Consider the following 18,375-nt stretch of genomic DNA (forward strand, 5'->3'; position numbering starts at 1 on the left):
GATCATGGCCCCACCGCGGAAGCACGAAACCGATGTGATCCTCGACGCCGCGCGGGCGCTGGTGCTCGAGGGCGGCCCGCGCGCGGCGAGCGTCGCGGCGATCGCGAAGAACAGCGGCGCGCCCGCGGGCACGCTGTATCACCGCTTCGGCAACCGCGACGGCATCCTGACCGCCGCGTGGCTGCGCGCGCTGGAACGCTTCCAGGCCCGGGCCATGGCCGCCGGGTCGGATGCCGCCGGGTCGGATGCCGCCGAGGACATGGCCGTGGCCATGGCCGTGGCCGCCGTCCGATTCGGGCGCGAACTGCCCGACGATGCGCGGCTGCTGTTGACGATCCGGCCGGGCGACTTGCTCGACGGCGAGCCCGACGCGGCGTTTCGGGAGACGCTCGCGGCGATGAACGCGCCTCTGACCGAGCGCGTCCGCACCCTGGCGAGGCGAATATACGGACGCGGCGATGCGCGATCCGTCGACGCCGTGGCCCGCGCGGTCGCCGACCTGCCCTATGCGGTGGTTTGGCGCCACGCGCAGGACGACCCGATGCCGCCGTGGCTGGAAGCCGACGTCGCGGCGGCGGCGCGGGCAGTGTTACAAAGCTTTGGCGAACGCGCGTAGCGACTCGACCTGCGCCCGATCCAGCGAGGGGCGCACGGCTCCGCGGGCCGCGGCCAAATCGTCGGCGGTCACGTCGGCGGCGTCGATGGACCGGCGCATCGCGGTGAGCGCGGCCTCGCGCAGCAGCGCCACGCAGTCGGCGGCGCTGTAGCCGTCGAGGCCGGCGGCCACCTCGTCCAGGTCGACGTCATCGCTCAGCGGCATGGATTTGCCCGCGGTGCGCAGGATTTCGCCGCGCGCCGCGGCGTCGGGCGGTTCGACGAACACCAGCCGCTCCAGCCGGCCGGGGCGCAGCAGCGCGGGGTCGATCAGGTCGGGCCGGTTGGTGGCGCCCAACACCACCACGTCGCGCAGCGGGTCGATGCCGTCGAGCTCGGTCAGCAGCGCGGCCACCACCCGGTCGGTCACCCCGGAGTCAAAGCTCTGCCCGCGCCGCGGCGCCAGGGCGTCCACCTCGTCGAGGAACACCAGCGACGGGGCGGAATCGCGTGCCCTGCGGAACAATTCGCGCACGGCCTTCTCCGAGGCGCCGACCCACTTGTCCATCAGTTCGGAGCCCTTGACGGCGTGCACGCTGAGCTGGCCGGTGCTGGCCAGCGCGCGAACCACGAACGTCTTTCCGCAGCCGGGCGGCCCGTACAGCAGCACCCCGCGCGGCGGATCGACGCCCAGGCGGGCGAAGGTGTCGGGATGTTGCAACGGCCACAGGACGGCCTCGGTCAGCGCCCGGCGGGCGCCGGCCATGTCGCCGACGTCGTCGAGCGTCACGCTTCCGACGGTCAGCTCCTCGCTGGCCGAGCGGGACAGCGGGCGGATCACGGTGAGCGCGCCGAGCAGGTCGTCCTGATCGAGCTTGGGGGGCTGACCGTCGCTGCTGGCCCGGGCCGCCGCGCGCAGCGCCGCCTCGCGCACCAGCGCGGCCAGGTCGGCGACGACGAAACCCGGTGTGCGGGAGGCGATCTCGTCGAGGTCGAGATCGCCGGTGGGGGCGGTCTTCAGCAACGCCTCCAGCAGCGCCTTGCGGGTGGGTCCGTCGGGCAGCGGCAGGCCCAGCTCGCGGTCGCACAGGTCGGGGGCGCGCAGCCTGGTGTCGAGCTGGTCGGGCCGCGCCGACGTGGCGATCAGCGCGACGCCCTCGGTGGCCACGGCGGCGCGCAGCTCACCCAGGATCAGCGCGGCCACCGGCTCGGCGGCGCCGGGCAGCAGGGCGTCGACGTCGGTGATCAGCAGCACCCCGCCGCCGTCGCGGACCGATTTCACCGCGGCGGCAACGGTTTTCAGCCGGTCGTCGGCGGCCAGGGCGCCGACCTCGGGGCCGTCCAGCTCGATCAGCCGGCGCCCCTCGCACACCGCGCGGACCAGCGTCACCTTGCCCACGCCGGCCGGGCCCGAAACCAGCACGCCCAGGTTGGTCCCGGCGCCCAGCGTCTTCAGCAGGTGCGGTTCGTCGAGCGAGAGCTTGAGCCACTCGGTGAGCTTGGCGGCCTGCGGCTGCGAGCCCTTGAGCTCCCCGACGGCGATCTCCGGGGTCGCCGCGTCGATCGAGCCAGCGCCCCGCGGGGCGGGCCCGACGCCGGCGCCCCAGGTCACCAGCGAGTTGGGTTGCACGCTGACCGGCCCCGCGGGGTCGACGCCGGTGACGGTCAACAGCTCGGAGGTCCAGCTGATCCCGACCGAGGCCGCCAGCGCCCGGGTGGCCGCCGACGTGGAGGTGCCCGGCCCCAGGTCGCGGGGCAGCAGCGAGACCGCGTCGCCGACCGTCATCACCTTGCCGAGCAGGGCCTGCCGCAGCGTCGTCGGCGTGATCGAGGCCGTGGCCAGCGCCGACCCGGACAGCGTCACCGACTTCGCGCCGTAGACGGTCACCGGGGCGACGATCACCGCGTTGCCCTCCCGCAGCCCGGCGTTGGACAGCGTCACGTCGTCGAGCAGCGCGACGCCCACCGGGGCGCCGGGGTCGGCCAGGCCGACGACCGCGGCGGTGCTGCGCGACCCGGTCAGCGACACCGCGTCCCACTCCCGGATGCCAAGGGCGGCAACGGCATTCGGATGCAACCGGACGACGCCGCGGCGCGAGTCGACGGCGGAGGTGTTCAGCCGGGCGGTCAGCGTGAGTTGCCGGGCGCCCGGGGCGGGCATCATCGCGGGCGCCCGCTGGGCTTGCGCAGCCCCAGCCGGGTCATCGACCGGCGGTGCGGGCGGGCCTGGCGGATCGCGCGGCGCGCGGCGCGCCGCTGCTTGGAATCGTCGTCCCAGGCCTCCGGGTGCGCCGCCAGCCAGCGCTGGTTGCGGACCGCGAAGGGGACGTGGCACAGGTAGGCGATGATGATGACCCAGATCAAGACGTAGGGGGCCAGCACCGCGGCGGCCGCGCAGGCGGCCAGCGCGAGCAGCAGCGGCACCGCCCAGTTCGGCGGCACCGCCACGGCGTGCATCTTCTTCATCGGGATCTTGCTGACCATCAGCAGCGACGTGCCGGTCACCCAGATGCACAAAAACACCGTCGACGTCCACCAGCCCTCGCCGAACTGCAGCTTGAGCCCGATCAGCCCGATCATCGAGACCGCACCGGCCGGCGCGGGCATGCCGACGAAGAATTCGTGCGCGTAGCCGGGCTGGGTGCCGTCGTCGGCCAGCGCGTTGTAGCGGGCCAGCCGCAGCACCACGCACACCGCGTACAGCAGCACCACGACCCATCCGGCCGGCGACGCCCACAGCAGCGTCACGTAGAGCACGATCGCCGGCGTCACGCCGAAGTTCACCGCGTCGGCCAGCGAGTCGATCTCCTCGCCCATCTGCGACTGGGCGTCGAGGATGCGGGCCACCCGCCCGTCCAGCCCGTCGAGGATGGCCGCCGCGGCGATCAGCGCCATCGCCGCCTTCGGCTGGTGCTCGAGCGCCAACTTGATCGACGTCAGCCCGGCGCAGACGGACAGCACCGTCATCGCGCTCGGCAGGATCTGCAGGTTGACCGCGCGCCGGCCGCGGGGCTTGCTGATCATCGCAGCTCGGCCAGCACGGTCTCGCCGCCGACGGCGCGCTGGCCTTGCCTCACCAGCGGCTCGGTGCCCGGCGGCAGGTAGGTGTCCAGCCGGGAGCCGAACCGGATCAGGCCGTAGGTTTCGCCGATCGACAGCTTGTCCCCGACGCGGGCGTCGCAGACGATGCGGCGCGCGAGCAGCCCCGCGACCTGCACCGCCACCACGTCGGCACCGGTGTCGGTGCGCAGCCGCAGGCTGGTGCGCTCGTTCTCGGTGCTGGCCGCGGCCAGGTCGGCCGACCCGAAGCGGCCCGGCCGGTGCCGCACGGCGATCACCTCGCCGCTCACCGGGGCGCGCTGCACGTGGGCGTCCAGCAGCGACAGGAAGATCGACACCCGCGGCAATTCCGCGTCGCCCATGTTGAGCTCGGCCGGGGGCGCGGCCGAGTCGATCACGCAGATCACCCCGTCGGCGGGTGCGACGACCGCGCCGGGCCGGCTGGGCGGCACCCGCGGCGGGTGGCGGAAGAACGCCGCGCAGGCGCCCGCCGCCAGCAGGCCGGCCCGCCGGATCCACCGGTGCCTGCGCCCCGTGACGGCCAGCGCCAGCCCGGCCGAGACGAACGGCAGCCCGGCGCGGTGGACCGGCGGAACGGTGGAGCGCACCAACTCGAGCACGTGTTTGGGGCCGAACGTGGGGTCCTCGGCCGTGGGGCCGATAGTGTGGGGGCGTCGTGCCACCCGGCCATCTTACGAAGCCGCGGGCGGGTTCGGTCCGCAGCGGGAACGCCCACAGCCAAATGCATCCCATCGACGACCCGGCGGGACGGCTGCGCCGCGCCAAGATCGGCGTCACCGCCGCCTTCATCGCCCACGCCGTGATGTTTTCGTCCTGGGCCGCCCACATCCCGCACGTGAAGGCCGGGCTGGGGTTATCCGACGCGGCGCTGGGCTCGGCGCTCTTCGGCGCGCCGCTCGGGTCGGTCCTGGCCACGCTGCTGGCCCACCGGGCGCTGCCGCGCTGGGGCAGCAACCGGCTGCCGGCCCTCGCGCTGCTGGCCGCCGCGGCCATGGGGGTGACGCTGGCGACCGCCAACCCGATCGTCAGCGTCCTCGGGTTCGCCGGGCTGGGTGCCGGCGTGGCGCTGCTGGTGCCGACCGCGTTCAGCGCCGCCTACTCGGCGAGCAGCGCGGGCTCGGCGATCTCGCTCGTCGCCGCGACCGGCTGGGTCGGCTACCTGATCGGTCCCCCGCTGATCGGCCGCCTGGCCGGGTGGTTCGGGCTGCCGGCGGCGCTGGTCGTCGTCCCGGCGATGCTCTCGGTCGCCGCGATCGCGATCCGCTGCACCAGGGCCTTCGACACCGCCGACGACTTCCACCGCGACGGGGCCGCGGGGCGACCCAGGGGGGCCGGCTAGCTCAGGTCCCACACCTGCAGCTCGGTGCCGGCGGGCACCTCGACCACGTCCTCGGGGATGTCCAACAGCCCGTTGGCCGACGCCAGCCACCGCAAATGGTGCGACGCCGGCGGCCCATAGCTGGTCACGCGGCCGGCCTCGCGGTCCAGGATCGCCCGCCGGAACTGGCGCTTGCCGCGCGGCGACGTCAGCGATTCGGTCAGCACCGCCGCGCGGCGCGGGCGGTCCGGGTCGGGCAGGCCCATGGCCCCGCGCAGCGCCGGGCGGATGAACACCTCGAACGACACCAGCGCGCTGACGGGGTTGCCGGGCAGCGTCACGATCGTCGCGCCCGCCACGCGCCCGATGCCCTGCGGCATGCCGGGCTGCATCGCCACCTTGACGAACTCGACCCCTTGGTCGCCGTCGCGCCCGAAGGCGTCCTTGACCACCTCATAGGCGCCCGCGCTGACGCCGCCGCTGGTGATGATGACGTCGGAGTCGGCGGCATAGCGGTCGAGCAGCGCGCCGAACTGCGCGACGTCGTCCGCGGCGGTCGCCACGGCGACCACCTCCGCGCCGGCCTCGCGCACCGCCCCGGCCAGCATGATCGAGTTGGACTCGTAGATCTGCCCCGGCCGCAGCGGGCCACCCGGCGTCACCAGCTCCGAACCCGTCGACAACACCAGCACCCGTTGCCGCGGGATCACCGGCAGCTCGGCCATGCCCAGCGCCGCGGCCAAACCGAGCATCGCCGGCGTCACGACCTGGCCCCGGCGCAGGACGGTGGTGTTGGGGGCGACGTCCTCGCCCGCGCGGCGGATGTGCGCGCCGGCCGGGCGCGGCGCGCGGATCGCCACGGTCTGCACCCCGCCGTCGGTGTCCTCGACCGGCACGATCGCCGTTGTGCCGGCGGGCACCGGCGCGCCGGTCATGATGCGGTGCGCCGTGCCCGGTTGCAGCGTCAGCTCGTCGGTGCGCCCGGCCGGGATGTCCTCGGCGACCTGCAACACCACCGGGCGCTCGGGCGTCGCGCCGGCGATCTCCTCGGCGCGCACCGCGTATCCGTCCATCGCGGAGTTGTCGAAGACGGGCAGCGCCAGCGCGGCGACCACGTCGTCGGCCAGCGCCAGCCCCTGGGCCCCGGTCAAGGGGACCGCGGCCGCCGGGCGCGGTCGGATCATCTCGGTTACGACGCGCTGATGCTCTTCGACTGACCGCACCCGGCCATTATCTTCCGCGTCGGGTCGCCCCCGATCCGCGCCGCCCGTCGTAGAGTCGAGAACGTGATTACCGGGCTCGCCCACAGCGGGGTGTGCGTACCCGACTGTGAGGCCGCGGTGGCGTTCTATCGCGACGTGTTGGGCCTGCGTGTGCTGTCGCCGCCGTACGTCATGGGCGGTAACGCCATTCGCGACGACATGGGCGAGCTGGTGGGTGACCCGACCATGAAGGCGGCCATCGTCGGGTTTCCCGGCGACGGCGACCGGGTGCTCGAGGTGATCGAATACCTCCACGTCGACGGCGACCGGCGGGCCGACCGGGCGTTGACCGACCACGGCCTGTCGCACGTCGGGCTGGTTTGCGAGGACCTCGACGCCACCCGCGCCGAACTGGAACGCAAGGGCGTGCGCTTTTTGGTCGGCGGGATCGCCGACGTCGCGCGCGTGCGCACCACCTGGTTCGTCGACCCCTGGGGCGTGGTGTTCATCCTGGTGGAGAAGAGCCGGACCGAGCGACCCTACTTCTCCCAATGGGGCTGAAGTTCAAGGTCGGGATCGTCGGTGCGGGCGCCGGCGGCATCGCGATGGGGATCCAGCTGGCGCAGGGCGGCTACGACTTCACCATCTTCGACCGGGCCGACGGGTTCGGCGGGACCTGGCGGCACAACACCTTTCCGGGCGCGGCCTGCGACGTGCCCTCGCACCTGTACTCGTATTCGTTTGCGCCCAACCCGCGGTGGAGCAAGACCTACGCGAACCAGCCCGAGATCCTGGCCTACCTCGAGAAGGTCGCCGCCGACCACGGGCTGGGAGGCCACCTGGTGCCCGACACCGCGATCGCGACGGCCCGCTGGTCGGACGCCGCGCGGCGCTGGACGCTGACCGACGGCCACGGCCGCCGGCACGACTTCGACGTGGTGGTGAGCGCCGTCGGGATGCTCGACGTCCCGCACATCCCCGACATTCCCGGGGCGCGGCGGTTTCGGGGACGCCAATTCCATTCGGCCCGTTGGGATCACAGCAAGCCGACGGCCGGCGAGCGGGTCGCCTCCATCGGGACCGGCGCCAGCGCGGTCCAGTACGTGCCCGCGATCGCGCGGGAAACCGCGCACCTGACGGTGTTTCAGCGCACCCCGATCTGGATCGCGCCGCGGTTCGACTTCCCGTTCACCGCCGAGCAGCACGAGCTGTTCGAACGCGACCCGGCCGCGGCGCGAAAGCTGCGCGACGAGGCCTTCGACGCCTACGAGTCGTCGAGCTTCGACGTCGACGCGCGACAGACCCGCGAGGCGACCGAGCTCGCCCGCGGCTACCTGGCGCGCAAGGTGGCCGACCCCGAGCTGCGCGCCAAGCTCACGCCGGACTATCCCGCCGGGTGCAAGCGACCGCTGATGTCGCGCGACTGGTACCCGACGTTCGCGCTGCCCAACGTCAGCCTGGAGACCAGCGCGATCGCGGAGCTGACCGAGCGCGGCGTGCGCACCGTCGACGGCACCGAGCACCGCGTCGACACCATCATCTACGGCACCGGCTTCAAGGCGGCCGACTACCTCGCGAGCATCGACGTGTACGGCGCCGGGGGGCGGCACCTTCGCGAGGAGTGGCGCGACGGCGCCGAGGCGTACCTGGGCACGCTGGTGGCCGGCTATCCCAATTTCTTCACGCTGTACGGCCCGAACACCAACGGCGTCAATTCGATCCTCTACATCCACGAGGCGCAGACCACGTTCGTCCGCCACATCCTCGACACGATGGGCCGGCGCGGCGCGCGCACCGTCGAGGTGACCGAGGCGGCGCAGCGGCGCTACAACGACGAGATTCAGGCCGCCATGGAGGGCAAGGTCTGGCTCGCCTGCACCAACTACTTCCGCCACCCCAGCGGCAAGGTCGTCACCCAGTTGCCCTACAGCGGGCGGGTTTTCTACGAGCGGACCCGCGAGCTGGTCGACGGCGACTACCGCTGGGGTGGTTGAGCCCGGCGCGCCTGGGCCCGGCGTTTCTCTTGCGCCAGGTGGGCGCGGGCGGCACCGCCTTCGGCGCCGCCGATCGCGGCCGCGGGACCGGCTTGCTCGGACGCCGCAGCGCCTTGACCCTGACCCCCGTTCGGATCGGGGCGCTGAACGCCGTCTCGACCTTCATCCGCAGCCACGCCGCCGCGCGCTTGGACCGTTTCTTCGGTTGCACGGCCACACCCTACTGCGGGCGGTTGACGGGCTATTGGACCCAGAAGTTGTCGTGGCGCACGAACCACTCGCGGCGTTCGTCGTCGGTCATGTCGGCCAGCGCGCCGAAGCCCTCGAAATAGGCCTCCCGCGGCGCTCCCGGCGAGAACAACATCAGCACCGCCGCCGGTTCGTCGGCCTCGTTGCGGAAACCGTGGACGCCGCCCGGCGGGACGTAGAGGAAGTCGCCCCCGTGGCCGTCGACCCAGTCGCTGCCGTCGTAGAGCTTCATCGTCCCGGACAGCACGAAGAAGGCCTCGGACATCGCGCGGTGAAAGTGCGGCCCCGGCCCGCCGCCGGCCGGGGCGATGTCGACGCGGTACAGGCCGTAGTCGCCGCCGGTGTCGCGCTGGCTGGCCAGGTAGTGGTACCTGGTGCCGGACGTTTCGTAGTCGGGCGGCTCGTCGCCGCGCTTGAGCCAGGCGCTCAGCGCCGGCTCGTCCTCGGTGTAGCGGGGCGGCGGGTAGGGGGGCACGGCGAGGGACATGTGTCCCAGTGTGCCCCGCTGCCGGTCAGCCCGGGGTCAGTCGAAGGGATAGACCACCCCGGTGAGCTCCTCGGAGACCGCCCACAGCCGCCTTTGCGCGTCGACGTCGTGCGACTTCTCGCTGGACGCAACGACTTTGGGGTAGCCGCGCTGTTCGCCCAACCCGTCGGGGCCGTAGTACTGGCCGCCGAGCACGCCGGGGTCGGTCGCGGCGCGCAGCGTCGGCAGGGCGCCCATGTCGGCTCCCTGGAAGAGGGGTTCGACCACCGGCAAAACCGCTCGCGCCCACGCGGGCAGGTTGCGGGTGAGCTCGGACCGGGAGCCGCCGGGGTGGGCAACCGCGGCGATCGTCGTGCCGTGCGGCGCGAGCCGCCGCTGCAGCTCGTAGGTGAACATCAGGTTGGCCAGCTTGGACTGGCCGTAGGCCGCGACCCGGCTGTAGCCGCGTTCCCACTGCAGGTCGTCGAAGTGGATGTCGGCGCGGATGCGATGACCGATGCTGCTGACGGTCACCACCCGGGAACCGGCGACCGGCAACAGGCGGTCCAGCAGCAGGCCCGTCAGGGCGAAGTGGCCGAGGTGGTTGGTGCCGAACTGCAGCTCGAAGCCGTCTTTGGTGGTCGACTTGGGCGTCCACATCACGCCGGCGTTGTTGACCAGCAGGTCGATGCGGTCGTACTGGAAGCGCAGCTGCTCGGCGGCGGCGCGGATGGACCCCAGGGAGGTCAGGTCCAGCTCCTGCAGCGCGACCTCACCCCGGGGGCCGTTGGCCGTGATCCGGGCGGCGGCGTCCTTGCCCTTGTCGAGGTTGCGCACCGCGAGCACCACCCGGGCGCCGTGCTCGGCGAGCGCCCGCGCCGTCTCGTAGCCGAGCCCGGTGTTGGCGCCGGTGACGACGGCGACGCGACCGGTCTGGTCGGGAATGTCGGAAGCGGTCCACTTGGCCATGGGATTCTCCTAGACTGGGACTGAAACGGGGCGATCGCTCCGGTTGAGCCCCACTATACGGAACGTGCGCCCCGCTTTGTCAACCGACCGGGAGGTGAACAGATGGCCCAACCCGCACGCCCGTTGCGCGCCGACGCGGCGCGCAACCGCACCCGGGTGCTGGACGTCGCCTACCAGGCCTTCGCCGCCGAGGGCCTGTCGGTGCCGATCGACGAGATCGCCCGGCGCGCCGGCGTCGGGGCCGGCACGGTCTACCGCCACTTCCCGACCAAGGAGGCGCTGTTCGCCGCGGTCATCGAGAACCGCATGCAGCGCCTCGTCGACGACGGCCACGCGCTGTTGGAAAGCGAGGGGGCCGGCGAGGCGCTCTTCGCCTTTCTGCGCTCGATGGTGCTGCAGTGGGGGGCCGCGGACCGCGGCCTGGTCGACGCGCTGGCCGGCTACGGGATCGACATCGCCCGCGCGGCGCCGCGGGCCGAGAACGCCTTCAAGGCGATGATCGGCGAGCTGCTGCGCGCCGCGCAGCAAGCGGGCACCGCGCGGCGTGACATCGCGATGGCCGATCTCAAGGCGCTACTCGTCGGATGCCAGGCCATGCAGGCCTACGATTCGGCCCTGGCCGAACGGGCGACGGCCGTCGTCATCGACGGTTTACGCGCGCAGCGATAGGGCCGGGGACTTCTTGCACTCGGCATAGGCGAGTGCTAAGAATGACGTTGGCACTCCCGACCGGCGAGTGCTAGGTCGGGACGGTGAGACCAGCTCCGGTCGTCCGTCGCGGGCACTGCACCCGGCCAGAACGTGTCGTCCCCAATCTCTGGAGGAATCACTTCGCAATGGCCAAGACAATTGCGTACGACGAAGAGGCCCGTCGCGGCCTCGAGCGTGGCCTGAACAGCCTCGCCGACGCGGTAAAGGTGACGCTGGGCCCCAAGGGCCGCAACGTCGTCCTGGAGAAGAAGTGGGGTGCCCCCACGATCACCAACGATGGTGTGTCCATCGCCAAGGAGATCGAGCTGGAGGACCCGTACGAGAAGATCGGCGCCGAGCTGGTCAAGGAAGTCGCCAAGAAGACCGACGACGTCGCCGGTGACGGCACGACGACGGCCACCGTGCTGGCCCAGGCGCTGGTGCGCGAGGGCCTGCGCAACGTCGCGGCCGGCGCCAACCCGCTGGGCCTCAAGCGCGGCATCGAGAAGGCCGTCGAAAAGGTCACCGAGACCCTGCTGAAGTCGGCCAAGGAGGTCGAGACCAAGGACCAGATCGCCGCGACCGCGGCCATCTCGGCCGGCGACCAGTCGATCGGCGACCTGATCGCCGAGGCGATGGACAAGGTCGGCAACGAGGGCGTAATCACCGTCGAGGAGTCCAACACCTTCGGCCTGCAGCTCGAGCTCACCGAGGGCATGCGGTTCGACAAGGGCTACATCTCGGGGTACTTCGTCACCGACGCCGAGCGGCAGGAGGCGGTCCTCGAGGACCCCTTCATCCTGCTGGTCAGCTCCAAGGTGTCGACGGTCAAGGACCTGCTGCCGCTGCTGGAGAAGGTCATCCAGGCCGGCAAGCCGTTGCTGATCATCGCCGAGGACGTCGAGGGCGAGGCGCTTTCCACCCTGGTCGTCAACAAGATCCGCGGCACCTTCAAGTCGGTGGCGGTCAAGGCGCCCGGCTTCGGTGACCGCCGCAAGGCGATGCTGCAGGACATGGCCATCCTCACCGGCGGCCAGGTGATCAGCGAGGAGGTCGGCCTGACCCTGGAGAACGCCGACCTGAGTCTGCTGGGCAAGGCCCGCAAGGTGGTCGTCACCAAGGACGAGACCACCATCGTCGAGGGCGCCGGCGACTCCGACGCCATCGCCGGCCGGGTGGCTCAGATCCGCACCGAGATCGAGAACAGCGACTCCGACTACGACCGCGAGAAGCTGCAGGAGCGCCTGGCCAAGCTGGCCGGCGGCGTTGCGGTGATCAAGGCCGGCGCCGCCACCGAGGTGGAGCTCAAGGAGCGCAAGCACCGCATCGAGGACGCGGTCCGCAACGCCAAGGCGGCCGTGGAGGAGGGCATCGTCGCCGGCGGCGGTGTGGCGCTGCTGCACGCGGCCCCGGCGCTGGACGAGCTGAAGCTCTCCGGCGACGAGGCGACCGGCGCCAACATTGTCAAGGTGGCGCTGGAGGCCCCGCTGAAGCAGATCGCCTTCAACTCCGGGCTCGAGCCCGGCGTGGTCGCCGAGAAGGTCCGCAACTCGCCCGCCGGTACCGGCCTGAACGCCGCCACCGGTGAGTACGAGGACCTGCTCAAGGCCGGCGTCGCCGACCCGGTGAAGGTGACCCGTTCGGCGCTGCAGAACGCGGCGTCCATCGCGGGCCTGTTCTTGACCACCGAGGCCGTCGTGGCCGACAAGCCGGAGAAGGCGGCCGCTCCCGCGGGCGACCCGACCGGCGGCATGGGTGGCATGGACTTCTGAGTCCCGTAACGGAAAAGCCCGGTCCCGGTGGGGCCGGGCTTTTTCGTGTCCACGGCGCCCGCGCGAACTCAGGCCGGCAGCGAGAACACCACGCAGTCGTGCAGGCAGCCCTTGGCGGCGCCGGGGGAGCCGGGGTCGGCTTCGCGGTGCAGCAGCGCCCGGGTGGGCACGACGCCCAGCCGGACGGTCTCGCCGCCGGCCTCGCTGACCTCGGCCTCACCGTCGACGATCAGCGAGTAGCCGCCGGGTTCCGGCGGGGGCCATAGCAGCGTGACGTCGCGGCGCTGCGCCAGGTTCTGCCGCGTGCGGCCGCCGATCAGCCCCACGTCCACGATCGCGCCCGGCTCGTCCGGGCGGTCGCGCAGCCGCGGCTCGACGGTCACGGTGTGCGCGCGATACCCGTCGTCGACGGTGATCAGGTACGCGAAGGGATAGTCCTGGAGGGCGGCGGCCAGCCGCTTGACGTCGACCTTCTTCTTGGCGCGCATAATGCCGAGGATAGGCCAGGCGGGCCGCTACTCGGGGCCCTCAGGCAGCCTGATGCCCGGGTTGGGCGTCTCGGGGCCGCGGTCCGGCTTGTTGAAGAAGCCGGAGGCGGGGATGCCCGACTCGCGCGGGGTCGGGCCGCCCCGGAGCTCGTTGCTGCCGGCGGCGAAGAAGCTTGGCGGTGTCGAGGTGGTGGTCTTCAGGGCGGGCGGCGTGGGGGTGGGACCGCTCGCCGCGCTGGCGACGCCGGCGCCGCTGCCGCCCGACGACGGGCTGCCGGTCATGGCGGTGGGGTCGGCCGCGGCGGCGAAGGCCGCATTGGCCGCATTGGTCGCCGGGGTCAGCGCCGCGGCGTTCGGCAGGGCCGCGTTCAGGCCGCCGGTCGCCGCGCTGACCGAGCTGAGGACGCCGGAACCGAGGTTTGCCGCGCCGAACCCGCCCGTGGCGTAGCGGGCGGAGCTCATCGCGCTCGAGTCCATGCCCTGGCCGGCCAGGGCGGAGTTGTCCTGGAAGAAGCCGGCGTTGGCGGTGCCGGTGTTAAAAAAGCCCATGTTGGTCGAGCCGGTGTTCGCGAAGCCGGCGTTGAAACTGCCCGAGTTCCCGATGCCGAAGTTGCCGTTGCCGGAATTGAAAAAGCCGACATTGCCGGTACCGGAGTTGAAGAAGCCGATGTTGCCCGAACCCGAGTTGAAGCCTCCGAAACCGATCTGATTGCTGCCGGTCAACCCGATGCCGAAGTCGTTGTTGCCGGTGTTGCCAAAGCCGAAGTTGTTGTTGCCGAGGTTGCCGAAACCGACGTTATTGTTACCCGAATTACCCGAACCCACATTCAGGCTGCCATTGTTTCCAAAACCCAGGTTTGCATTTCCAAGATTGATCGGGCCGAAATTAATTTCGCCGTTGCTGAAGCTGAAACCGAGCTTTTGCAGCACTGCCTGCCACGGCGCCAACTGTGCCGCGGCCGCCGACGCGTCGGCGTGGTAGCCGAACATCGCCGCGACGTCGGCGGCCCACATCTGCTCGTAGGCGGCCTCGGTGTCCATGATCGCCGGGGTGTTCAGCCCGAACCAGTTCGTCGACGCCAGCGCCTGCACCAGGGATCGGTTGGCCGCCACCACGGCGGGCTGCACCGTGGCCGCCAACGCGGTTTCGAACGCCGCCGCGATGGCCGAGGCCTGCCTCGATGCCGCTTCGGCCTGGGCGGCCGCCGCGCTGAGCCAGCTCACGTACTGCGTCGCGACGGCCATCATCGCCGCCGCCGATGCCCCCTGCCACGAGCCGTTGGCCAGGTCCGACGTCACCGAGAAAAACGTCGACGCCGACGACGCCAGGTCCTCGGCGAGCCCGTCCCACGCGGCCGCGGCAGCAAGCAGCGGCGCCGCACCCGGACCGGCGAAGATTAGTGCCGAGTTGATTTCTGGCGGCAACCACGCAAAATGCGGGCTCGTCACTGACTCAACTTAACCGGGATGGGCCGCCCTTCGTGGCGTTATCGCGCAGGTGACGGCGTTCGCTTACGGCCGCGGACCAACTTGCCGGGACGGGCATTGGTGGGAATGCCATTTTCGGCAATTATCTCGCCGGAAACAATCGTTGCCACATAGCCGTCGGCGGTCTGGTCCAGGCGGCGTCCGCCCGCCGGAAGGTCGTAACGGATCACCGGCTTGTGCAACCGCAGCGCCGCGTGGTCGATGACGTTGAGGTCGGCCTTGTAGCCGACGGCGATGCGGCCGCGGTCGCCGAGCCCGGCCACCCGCGCCGGCACCGACGTGAGCTCGCGGACGGCCTCGGGAACCGAGAACCGCCCGGCCTTGCGGTCCCGCGCCCAGTGCGCCAGGAAGTACGTCGTGTAGCTGGCGTCGCAGATCATGCCGTAGTGCGCGCCGCCGTCGCCGAGCCCGAGCACCACGTCGTCGCGGTGCAGCAGCTCGCCCACGGTGTCGAGCGAGTTGCCCTGCAGGTTGCTGGTCGCCACCAGCAGCATGGCGCGGCCGTCGTCGTCGAGCAGCCGGTCGTAGGCCTCCTCCATCGGGTCCACCCCGCGGGCCCGGGCGCGGGCCCCGATGCTGTCCGCCGGGTCGGGCTCGTAGTTGGGGTTGTCGCCGAGCGGGAAGATCCAGTCCCACATCTGGGCCACGTACAGGATCGGGTGGCCCTGCCCCGGCTTGTCGGCCAGGATGCGGGCGCGGACCTCGGGCTTGCGCATCTCGGCCACCCGCTCGGCGAGCGGCAGGTGCGCGATCTCGCGGTAGCTCGGGTAGAGCACGAACGGGTTGGCGCTCAGCTGCAGGCCGATGATCAGCCCGATGGGACGCGGCAACAGCTGCGCGGTGACTCGGATGTCGCCGCCGGCGGCGCTGTTGGCCTTCTCGATCATCGTGATGGCGTCGGGCCACGTCGGGTCGCCCGCGTTGGCGACGACGAGGGTGAACGTCACCGGCAGGCCGACGTCCTCGGCCACGTCGAACACCGTCTGCAGCACGGGCTGGTAGCCGCCGGCGGGGATGTCGGGCACGAACTGGAGCAGCCCGCCGCCGCCGTCCACGACGCCGCGGGCGATCTCCTCGATTTCCTCGCGGGCGGCGTCGTAGCTGGGGATCGGCGACCCGCTCTCGGTCTTGTGGATGGTCAGCCGCGACGACGCGAAGCCGAGCGCGCCCACCTCGACGGCCTCCTTGGCCAGCGCCCGCATCCGGGCGAGGTCTTCGGGGGTGGCCGGCTCGCGGTCGGCGCCGCGCTGGCCCATCACGTACACCCGAAGCGGCGAGTGCGGCAGGTAGGCGGCCACGTCGATGTCCCGCTTGCCGGCGTCCAGGGCGTCCATGTACTCGGGGAAGGTCTCCCAGTTCCAGGGCAGGCCGTCGGTCATGACGACGCCGGGGATGTCCTCCACGCCGGCCATCACGTCGACGAGCACGTCGTGGTCTTCGCGCCGGCACGGCGCGAAGCCCACCCCGCAGTTGCCCATCACCACGGTGGTCACCCCGTGCGCCGACGACGGGGTCAGGCGCTCCGACCAGATCGACTGGCCGTCGTAGTGGGTGTGCAGGTCGACGAATCCCGGGGTGACGAGCAGCCCGGTCGCGTCGATCTGCCGCGCCGCGGTCGCGCCGTTCACCGACCCCACCTCGCGGATCACGCCGCCCGCCACCGCGACGTCGCCGACGTACGGCTCGCCGCCCAGCCCGTCGACGATGGTGCCGTTGCGGATGATGAGGTCGTAGGTCATCTAACAAATCTACGACCACGTCGGCGCCTCGTGCCAGGACCTCTTGCCCGCCATTAATGTCGCGGGTATGCCAAACAGCGACGCCGCCACCCAGGAACTGCTACGCGACGCGTTCACCCGGTTGATCGAGCACGTCGAAGAGCTCACCGACGGGCTGACCGACGAAACGTCGCGCTACCGCCCGACTTCCGACGCCAACAGCATCGCCTGGCTGATCTGGCACAGCGCGCGGGTGCAGGACGTGCAGCTCGCCGACGTGGCCGGCGTCGAGCAGGTGTGGACCCGCGACGGCTGGGTGGACCGGTTCGGGCTGGACCTGCCGCGCAACGACACCGGCTACGGGCACGGCCCCGAACAGGTGGCGAAGGTGCGCGCGCCGGCCGACCTGCTGTCCGGCTACTACCGCGCCGTGCACAAGCTCACCCTGGAATACATCGCAGGGGTCACCGCCGACGAGCTGTCGCGCATCGTCGACACCAACTGGGACCCGCCGGTCACGGCCAGCGCCCGGCTGGTGAGCATCATCGACGACTGCGCCCAGCACCTGGGGCAGGCCGCGTACGTGCGGGGGATCGCGCCGTAGGGTCGAGACCGTGCGATCCGCGGTGACGGCGCTGCTGTGGCTGGCGACGACCGTTGCCACGGCCGTGGCGATCCCCGGAATGTGGCTGCAGCTCAACGTCATCGACGAGGGCGGCTACGCCGCCCTGGCCGAAAAAGCCGCGCGCGACCCCGCCCTGCAGGCGGCCATGGCGGCCGAACTCACCACCCGGGCCATGGCGCTCATCGCCGAACGCGGCGGGGGACGCTACCCGGTCGACGGCGCGCAGGTGCACGACGTCGCCGCCGCCTTCACCGCGGGCCCGGCGTTTCCGCCGATGTTCGCCCAGCTGAACCGGGCGGCGCACGGCTGGCTGTTCACCGGCCCGGGCCCGCGCGGAACCGGCAACCAGTGGGTGGTCGACGTGGCCCCGATGCTCCACGACGACTCGTTCCAGCAGGTGTTGCGCACCCACAGCGTCACGGTGCCGGATAATTTGACGGTTCCGTTGACCGTGTCGATGCCCGGCTCGCTGCGGCAGGGGCGGCTGAGCCGGCTCGCGGCCTGGGGCCCGTGGGTGAGCGCCGGCGCGGCGGCGGCGGCCGGGCTCTTCGCAATGCTGACGCTGGCGGCCGCGCGCCGCCGCGGCAGGGCCCTGACCGGCCTGGGCGTCTCGGCGCTGCTCGTCGGCGGCGCCGGATGGGCGGGCATCGAGGCCGGCGGCCGGCACGTCAACGACGCGCTGAATCGCACCACCGGCGATATCCGCGCGATCGCCGAGGTCATGGTCGACCACGCGGAGTCCGGCCTCCGGCACTGGCTGGACCTGACGCTGGTGGGCGGCGCCGCGCTGGTCGGGCTGGGCGTGCTGGTCGCGGTGCTCGGCGGCCTGCGCAGGAAGCCCCCTGACCCGACGTGAGCCCGGCCGGGCTCGGGGTGGTCGGCCGCGGCGAGCCGGCGCCGGGCTCGATCGTGAACGCCACCGCCGTCGTCTCGCGCGCGGCGCGCAGCTCGTCACCGAAGGCATCGAATGCCGAGTTCGCCAGCCCACGACGGTGATCCGGGGCCGCCGGCCGCCGGACGGGCCCGGCGGCGTCAGCCGAACGTGAACGAAAACACTTGCAGCCCCTTGCTCACCCGCATGTCCAGCTGGTCGCGGCGCGCGGTGTCGTCGGCGACGATCTGGTGCAGCGTGGGCGGCCCGCCGACGGGCGTCGCGGTCGTGTGACCGCCCCGCGTCACGGCGATCGTGCCGGCGCCGCCGACGACGGCGTAGACGTTGGCGGCCGTGTAGTTGAGCCGGATGGCCGCGTCGTCGCCGTCGGCGGTGGCGCCCTGGTCGTCGACGCTCCAGCGGCCGCGCAGGGCGAACCGGTCGTCGGCCAACCGCGCCGGGTAGCCGAATGTGGTTGTGCCCGCTCTGTATTGGCCGTCCCCGCCGTAGCGGACGGCCTTGCCCGCGCCCAGGTAGGTTTCGGGGGTGAGCGCGGTGTGCGGGGTGGTGTCGACGGTGTCGGTCGGCGCGGGCAGCCGAGCCGAGGGCCGGGCGTCGACGAGCAGCTGGCGGATCAGGCTTTCGGTGCTGCCGTAGTCGCCCTCGCCGAACTTGGTGTGCCGCACGGTGCCATTCGCGTCGATCAGGTACTCCGCGGGCCCGCGATCACCAGATACGGCCGCGCCGTCACGCCGGAGAAGAACACCACCGGCAGCACCGGCAGGATGCACGGCGAGATCCCGGTGATCAGGCCGCCGAGAAACCCGATCAGCGCGACGGTGCCCATGAC

The 18,375-nt window shown here is 71.9% G+C and carries 18 protein-coding genes and 1 pseudogene; 8 read left to right on the plus strand and 11 right to left on the minus strand.

Annotation, left to right across the window (positions count from 1 at the left end):
* Window positions 1-4: 4 nt before the first annotated feature.
* Window positions 5-616, plus strand: coding sequence for a TetR/AcrR family transcriptional regulator (locus AWC19_RS07880; protein ID WP_085077503.1), 612 nt, complete (start codon window positions 5-7; stop codon window positions 614-616).
* Here the strand turns inward: AWC19_RS07880 and AWC19_RS07885 are convergent.
* The 3 genes from AWC19_RS07885 to AWC19_RS07895 are packed head-to-tail and all read right to left on the minus strand — an operon-like array spanning window position 590 to window position 4,337.
* The gene (locus AWC19_RS07885; protein WP_085077504.1) at window positions 590-2,755 is read right to left on the minus strand and encodes an AAA family ATPase; all 2,166 of its coding nucleotides are present in this window, start codon (window positions 2,753-2,755) and stop codon (window positions 590-592) included. The two genes, AWC19_RS07880 and AWC19_RS07885, sit on opposite strands and share 27 nt — an antisense overlap.
* A complete protein-coding gene (pssA, locus tag AWC19_RS07890; protein ID WP_085077505.1) occupies window positions 2,755-3,618 on the minus strand; it encodes a CDP-diacylglycerol--serine O-phosphatidyltransferase in 864 nt (287 codons plus the stop codon). The genes AWC19_RS07885 and pssA overlap by 1 nt, the downstream gene beginning before the upstream one ends.
* Window positions 3,615-4,337, minus strand: coding sequence for a phosphatidylserine decarboxylase (locus tag AWC19_RS07895; protein WP_085077506.1), 723 nt, complete (start codon window positions 4,335-4,337; stop codon window positions 3,615-3,617). Before AWC19_RS07895 ends, pssA begins: the two co-directional genes overlap by 4 nt.
* Window positions 4,338-4,396: 59 nt before the next feature.
* Here AWC19_RS07895 and AWC19_RS07900 point away from each other — a divergent pair, with 59 nt between their 5' ends.
* Window positions 4,397-5,014, plus strand: a complete 618-nt coding sequence (locus AWC19_RS07900) for an MFS transporter (RefSeq protein ID WP_085077507.1) — start codon at window positions 4,397-4,399, stop codon at window positions 5,012-5,014.
* Here the strand turns inward: AWC19_RS07900 and moeA are convergent.
* A complete protein-coding gene (moeA, locus tag AWC19_RS07905; protein ID WP_085077508.1) occupies window positions 5,011-6,216 on the minus strand; it encodes a molybdopterin molybdotransferase MoeA in 1,206 nt (401 codons plus the stop codon). The genes AWC19_RS07900 and moeA overlap by 4 nt on opposite strands.
* 63 nt (window positions 6,217-6,279) lie before the next feature.
* On the opposite strand from moeA, the gene AWC19_RS07910 reads away from it, so the two are divergent.
* Window positions 6,280-6,756 (plus strand): VOC family protein, encoded by a 477-nt coding sequence (locus tag AWC19_RS07910; RefSeq protein ID WP_085077509.1) that lies wholly within the window; start codon window positions 6,280-6,282, stop codon window positions 6,754-6,756.
* Entirely contained in the window at window positions 6,747-8,189 is a 1,443-nt protein-coding gene (locus AWC19_RS07915) for a flavin-containing monooxygenase (protein ID WP_085077510.1), read from the plus strand. The genes AWC19_RS07910 and AWC19_RS07915 overlap by 10 nt, the downstream gene beginning before the upstream one ends.
* 241 nt (window positions 8,190-8,430) lie before the next feature.
* Here the strand turns inward: AWC19_RS07915 and AWC19_RS07920 are convergent, their stop codons facing one another.
* Together AWC19_RS07920 and AWC19_RS07925 are read right to left on the minus strand one after the other, a co-directional pair.
* Window positions 8,431-8,925 carry a cupin domain-containing protein gene (locus AWC19_RS07920; RefSeq protein WP_085077511.1) on the minus strand — a complete coding sequence of 165 codons (495 nt, stop codon included), beginning with the start codon at window positions 8,923-8,925 and terminating at the stop codon, window positions 8,431-8,433.
* Window positions 8,926-8,961: 36 nt separating this feature from the next.
* Window positions 8,962-9,873 carry an SDR family NAD(P)-dependent oxidoreductase gene (locus AWC19_RS07925; RefSeq protein WP_085077512.1) on the minus strand — a complete coding sequence of 304 codons (912 nt, stop codon included), beginning with the start codon at window positions 9,871-9,873 and terminating at the stop codon, window positions 8,962-8,964.
* A gap of 102 nt (window positions 9,874-9,975) precedes the next feature.
* Between AWC19_RS07925 and AWC19_RS07930 the strand changes: the two genes are divergently transcribed.
* Window positions 9,976-10,542 carry a TetR/AcrR family transcriptional regulator gene (locus tag AWC19_RS07930; protein WP_085077513.1) on the plus strand — a complete coding sequence of 189 codons (567 nt, stop codon included), beginning with the start codon at window positions 9,976-9,978 and terminating at the stop codon, window positions 10,540-10,542.
* Between the two features lie 167 nt (window positions 10,543-10,709).
* Window positions 10,710-12,335, plus strand: a complete 1,626-nt coding sequence (gene groL / locus AWC19_RS07935; protein ID WP_085077514.1) for a chaperonin GroEL — start codon at window positions 10,710-10,712, stop codon at window positions 12,333-12,335.
* A gap of 68 nt (window positions 12,336-12,403) precedes the next feature.
* On the opposite strand, the gene AWC19_RS07940 is transcribed toward groL, so the two are convergent.
* Genes AWC19_RS07940 through AWC19_RS07950 form a run of 3 tightly spaced genes read right to left on the minus strand, consistent with a single transcriptional unit; the run spans window position 12,404 to window position 16,050 of the window.
* Complete coding sequence (locus tag AWC19_RS07940) at window positions 12,404-12,823, minus strand: hypothetical protein (protein ID WP_085077515.1); 420 nt, start codon at window positions 12,821-12,823, stop codon at window positions 12,404-12,406.
* 27 nt (window positions 12,824-12,850) lie between these two features.
* A complete protein-coding gene (locus AWC19_RS07945) occupies window positions 12,851-14,272 on the minus strand; it encodes a PPE family protein (protein WP_085077516.1) in 1,422 nt (473 codons plus the stop codon).
* Window positions 14,273-14,310: 38 nt separating this feature from the next.
* Window positions 14,311-16,050 carry an N-acyl-D-amino-acid deacylase family protein gene (locus AWC19_RS07950; RefSeq protein ID WP_085077517.1) on the minus strand — a complete coding sequence of 580 codons (1,740 nt, stop codon included), beginning with the start codon at window positions 16,048-16,050 and terminating at the stop codon, window positions 14,311-14,313.
* 67 nt (window positions 16,051-16,117) lie between these two features.
* On the opposite strand from AWC19_RS07950, the gene AWC19_RS07955 reads away from it, so the two are divergent.
* Both AWC19_RS07955 and AWC19_RS07960 read left to right on the plus strand, forming a co-directional pair.
* Entirely contained in the window at window positions 16,118-16,633 is a 516-nt protein-coding gene (locus AWC19_RS07955; protein ID WP_085077518.1) for a mycothiol transferase, read from the plus strand.
* A gap of 10 nt (window positions 16,634-16,643) precedes the next feature.
* Entirely contained in the window at window positions 16,644-17,510 is an 867-nt protein-coding gene (locus tag AWC19_RS07960) for a hypothetical protein (protein ID WP_085077519.1), read from the plus strand.
* A gap of 176 nt (window positions 17,511-17,686) precedes the next feature.
* Here AWC19_RS07960 and AWC19_RS07965 read toward each other — a convergent pair.
* Window positions 17,687-18,244: pseudogene (locus AWC19_RS07965) on the minus strand (cytochrome c biogenesis protein DipZ); the annotation flags it as partial.
* Window positions 18,229-18,372: a hypothetical protein gene (locus AWC19_RS30460; RefSeq protein WP_245848835.1), complete on the minus strand. Its 144-nt coding sequence runs from the start codon at window positions 18,370-18,372 to the stop codon at window positions 18,229-18,231. The pseudogene AWC19_RS07965 and the gene AWC19_RS30460, both read right to left, overlap by 16 nt.
* Window positions 18,373-18,375 lie beyond the last annotated feature (3 nt).

Origin of the sequence: Mycobacterium palustre, from assembly GCF_002101785.1 — a bacterium.
Taxonomy (GTDB): Bacteria; Actinomycetota; Actinomycetes; order Mycobacteriales; family Mycobacteriaceae; genus Mycobacterium; species Mycobacterium palustre.

What these genes read in the sequence shown, in the direction of transcription:
- AWC19_RS07955 (WP_085077518.1), top strand. Translation starts at nt 16,118, where the DNA reads ATGCCAAACAGCGACGCCGCCACCCAGGAACTGCTACGCGACGCGTTC.
- AWC19_RS07940 (WP_085077515.1), bottom strand. Translation starts at nt 12,823, where the DNA reads ATGCGCGCCAAGAAGAAGGTCGACGTCAAGCGGCTGGCCGCCGCCCTC.
- AWC19_RS07925 (WP_085077512.1), bottom strand. Translation starts at nt 9,873, where the DNA reads ATGGCCAAGTGGACCGCTTCCGACATTCCCGACCAGACCGGTCGCGTC.
- AWC19_RS07930 (WP_085077513.1), top strand. Translation starts at nt 9,976, where the DNA reads ATGGCCCAACCCGCACGCCCGTTGCGCGCCGACGCGGCGCGCAACCGC.
- AWC19_RS30460 (WP_245848835.1), bottom strand. Translation starts at nt 18,372, where the DNA reads ATGGGCACCGTCGCGCTGATCGGGTTTCTCGGCGGCCTGATCACCGGG.
- AWC19_RS07880 (WP_085077503.1), top strand. Translation starts at nt 5, where the DNA reads ATGGCCCCACCGCGGAAGCACGAAACCGATGTGATCCTCGACGCCGCG.
- pssA (WP_085077505.1), bottom strand. Translation starts at nt 3,618, where the DNA reads ATGATCAGCAAGCCCCGCGGCCGGCGCGCGGTCAACCTGCAGATCCTG.
- AWC19_RS07920 (WP_085077511.1), bottom strand. Translation starts at nt 8,925, where the DNA reads ATGTCCCTCGCCGTGCCCCCCTACCCGCCGCCCCGCTACACCGAGGAC.
- AWC19_RS07900 (WP_085077507.1), top strand. Translation starts at nt 4,397, where the DNA reads ATGCATCCCATCGACGACCCGGCGGGACGGCTGCGCCGCGCCAAGATC.
- AWC19_RS07950 (WP_085077517.1), bottom strand. Translation starts at nt 16,050, where the DNA reads ATGACCTACGACCTCATCATCCGCAACGGCACCATCGTCGACGGGCTG.
- groL (WP_085077514.1), top strand. Translation starts at nt 10,710, where the DNA reads ATGGCCAAGACAATTGCGTACGACGAAGAGGCCCGTCGCGGCCTCGAG.
- AWC19_RS07915 (WP_085077510.1), top strand. Translation starts at nt 6,747, where the DNA reads ATGGGGCTGAAGTTCAAGGTCGGGATCGTCGGTGCGGGCGCCGGCGGC.
- AWC19_RS07885 (WP_085077504.1), bottom strand. Translation starts at nt 2,755, where the DNA reads ATGCCCGCCCCGGGCGCCCGGCAACTCACGCTGACCGCCCGGCTGAAC.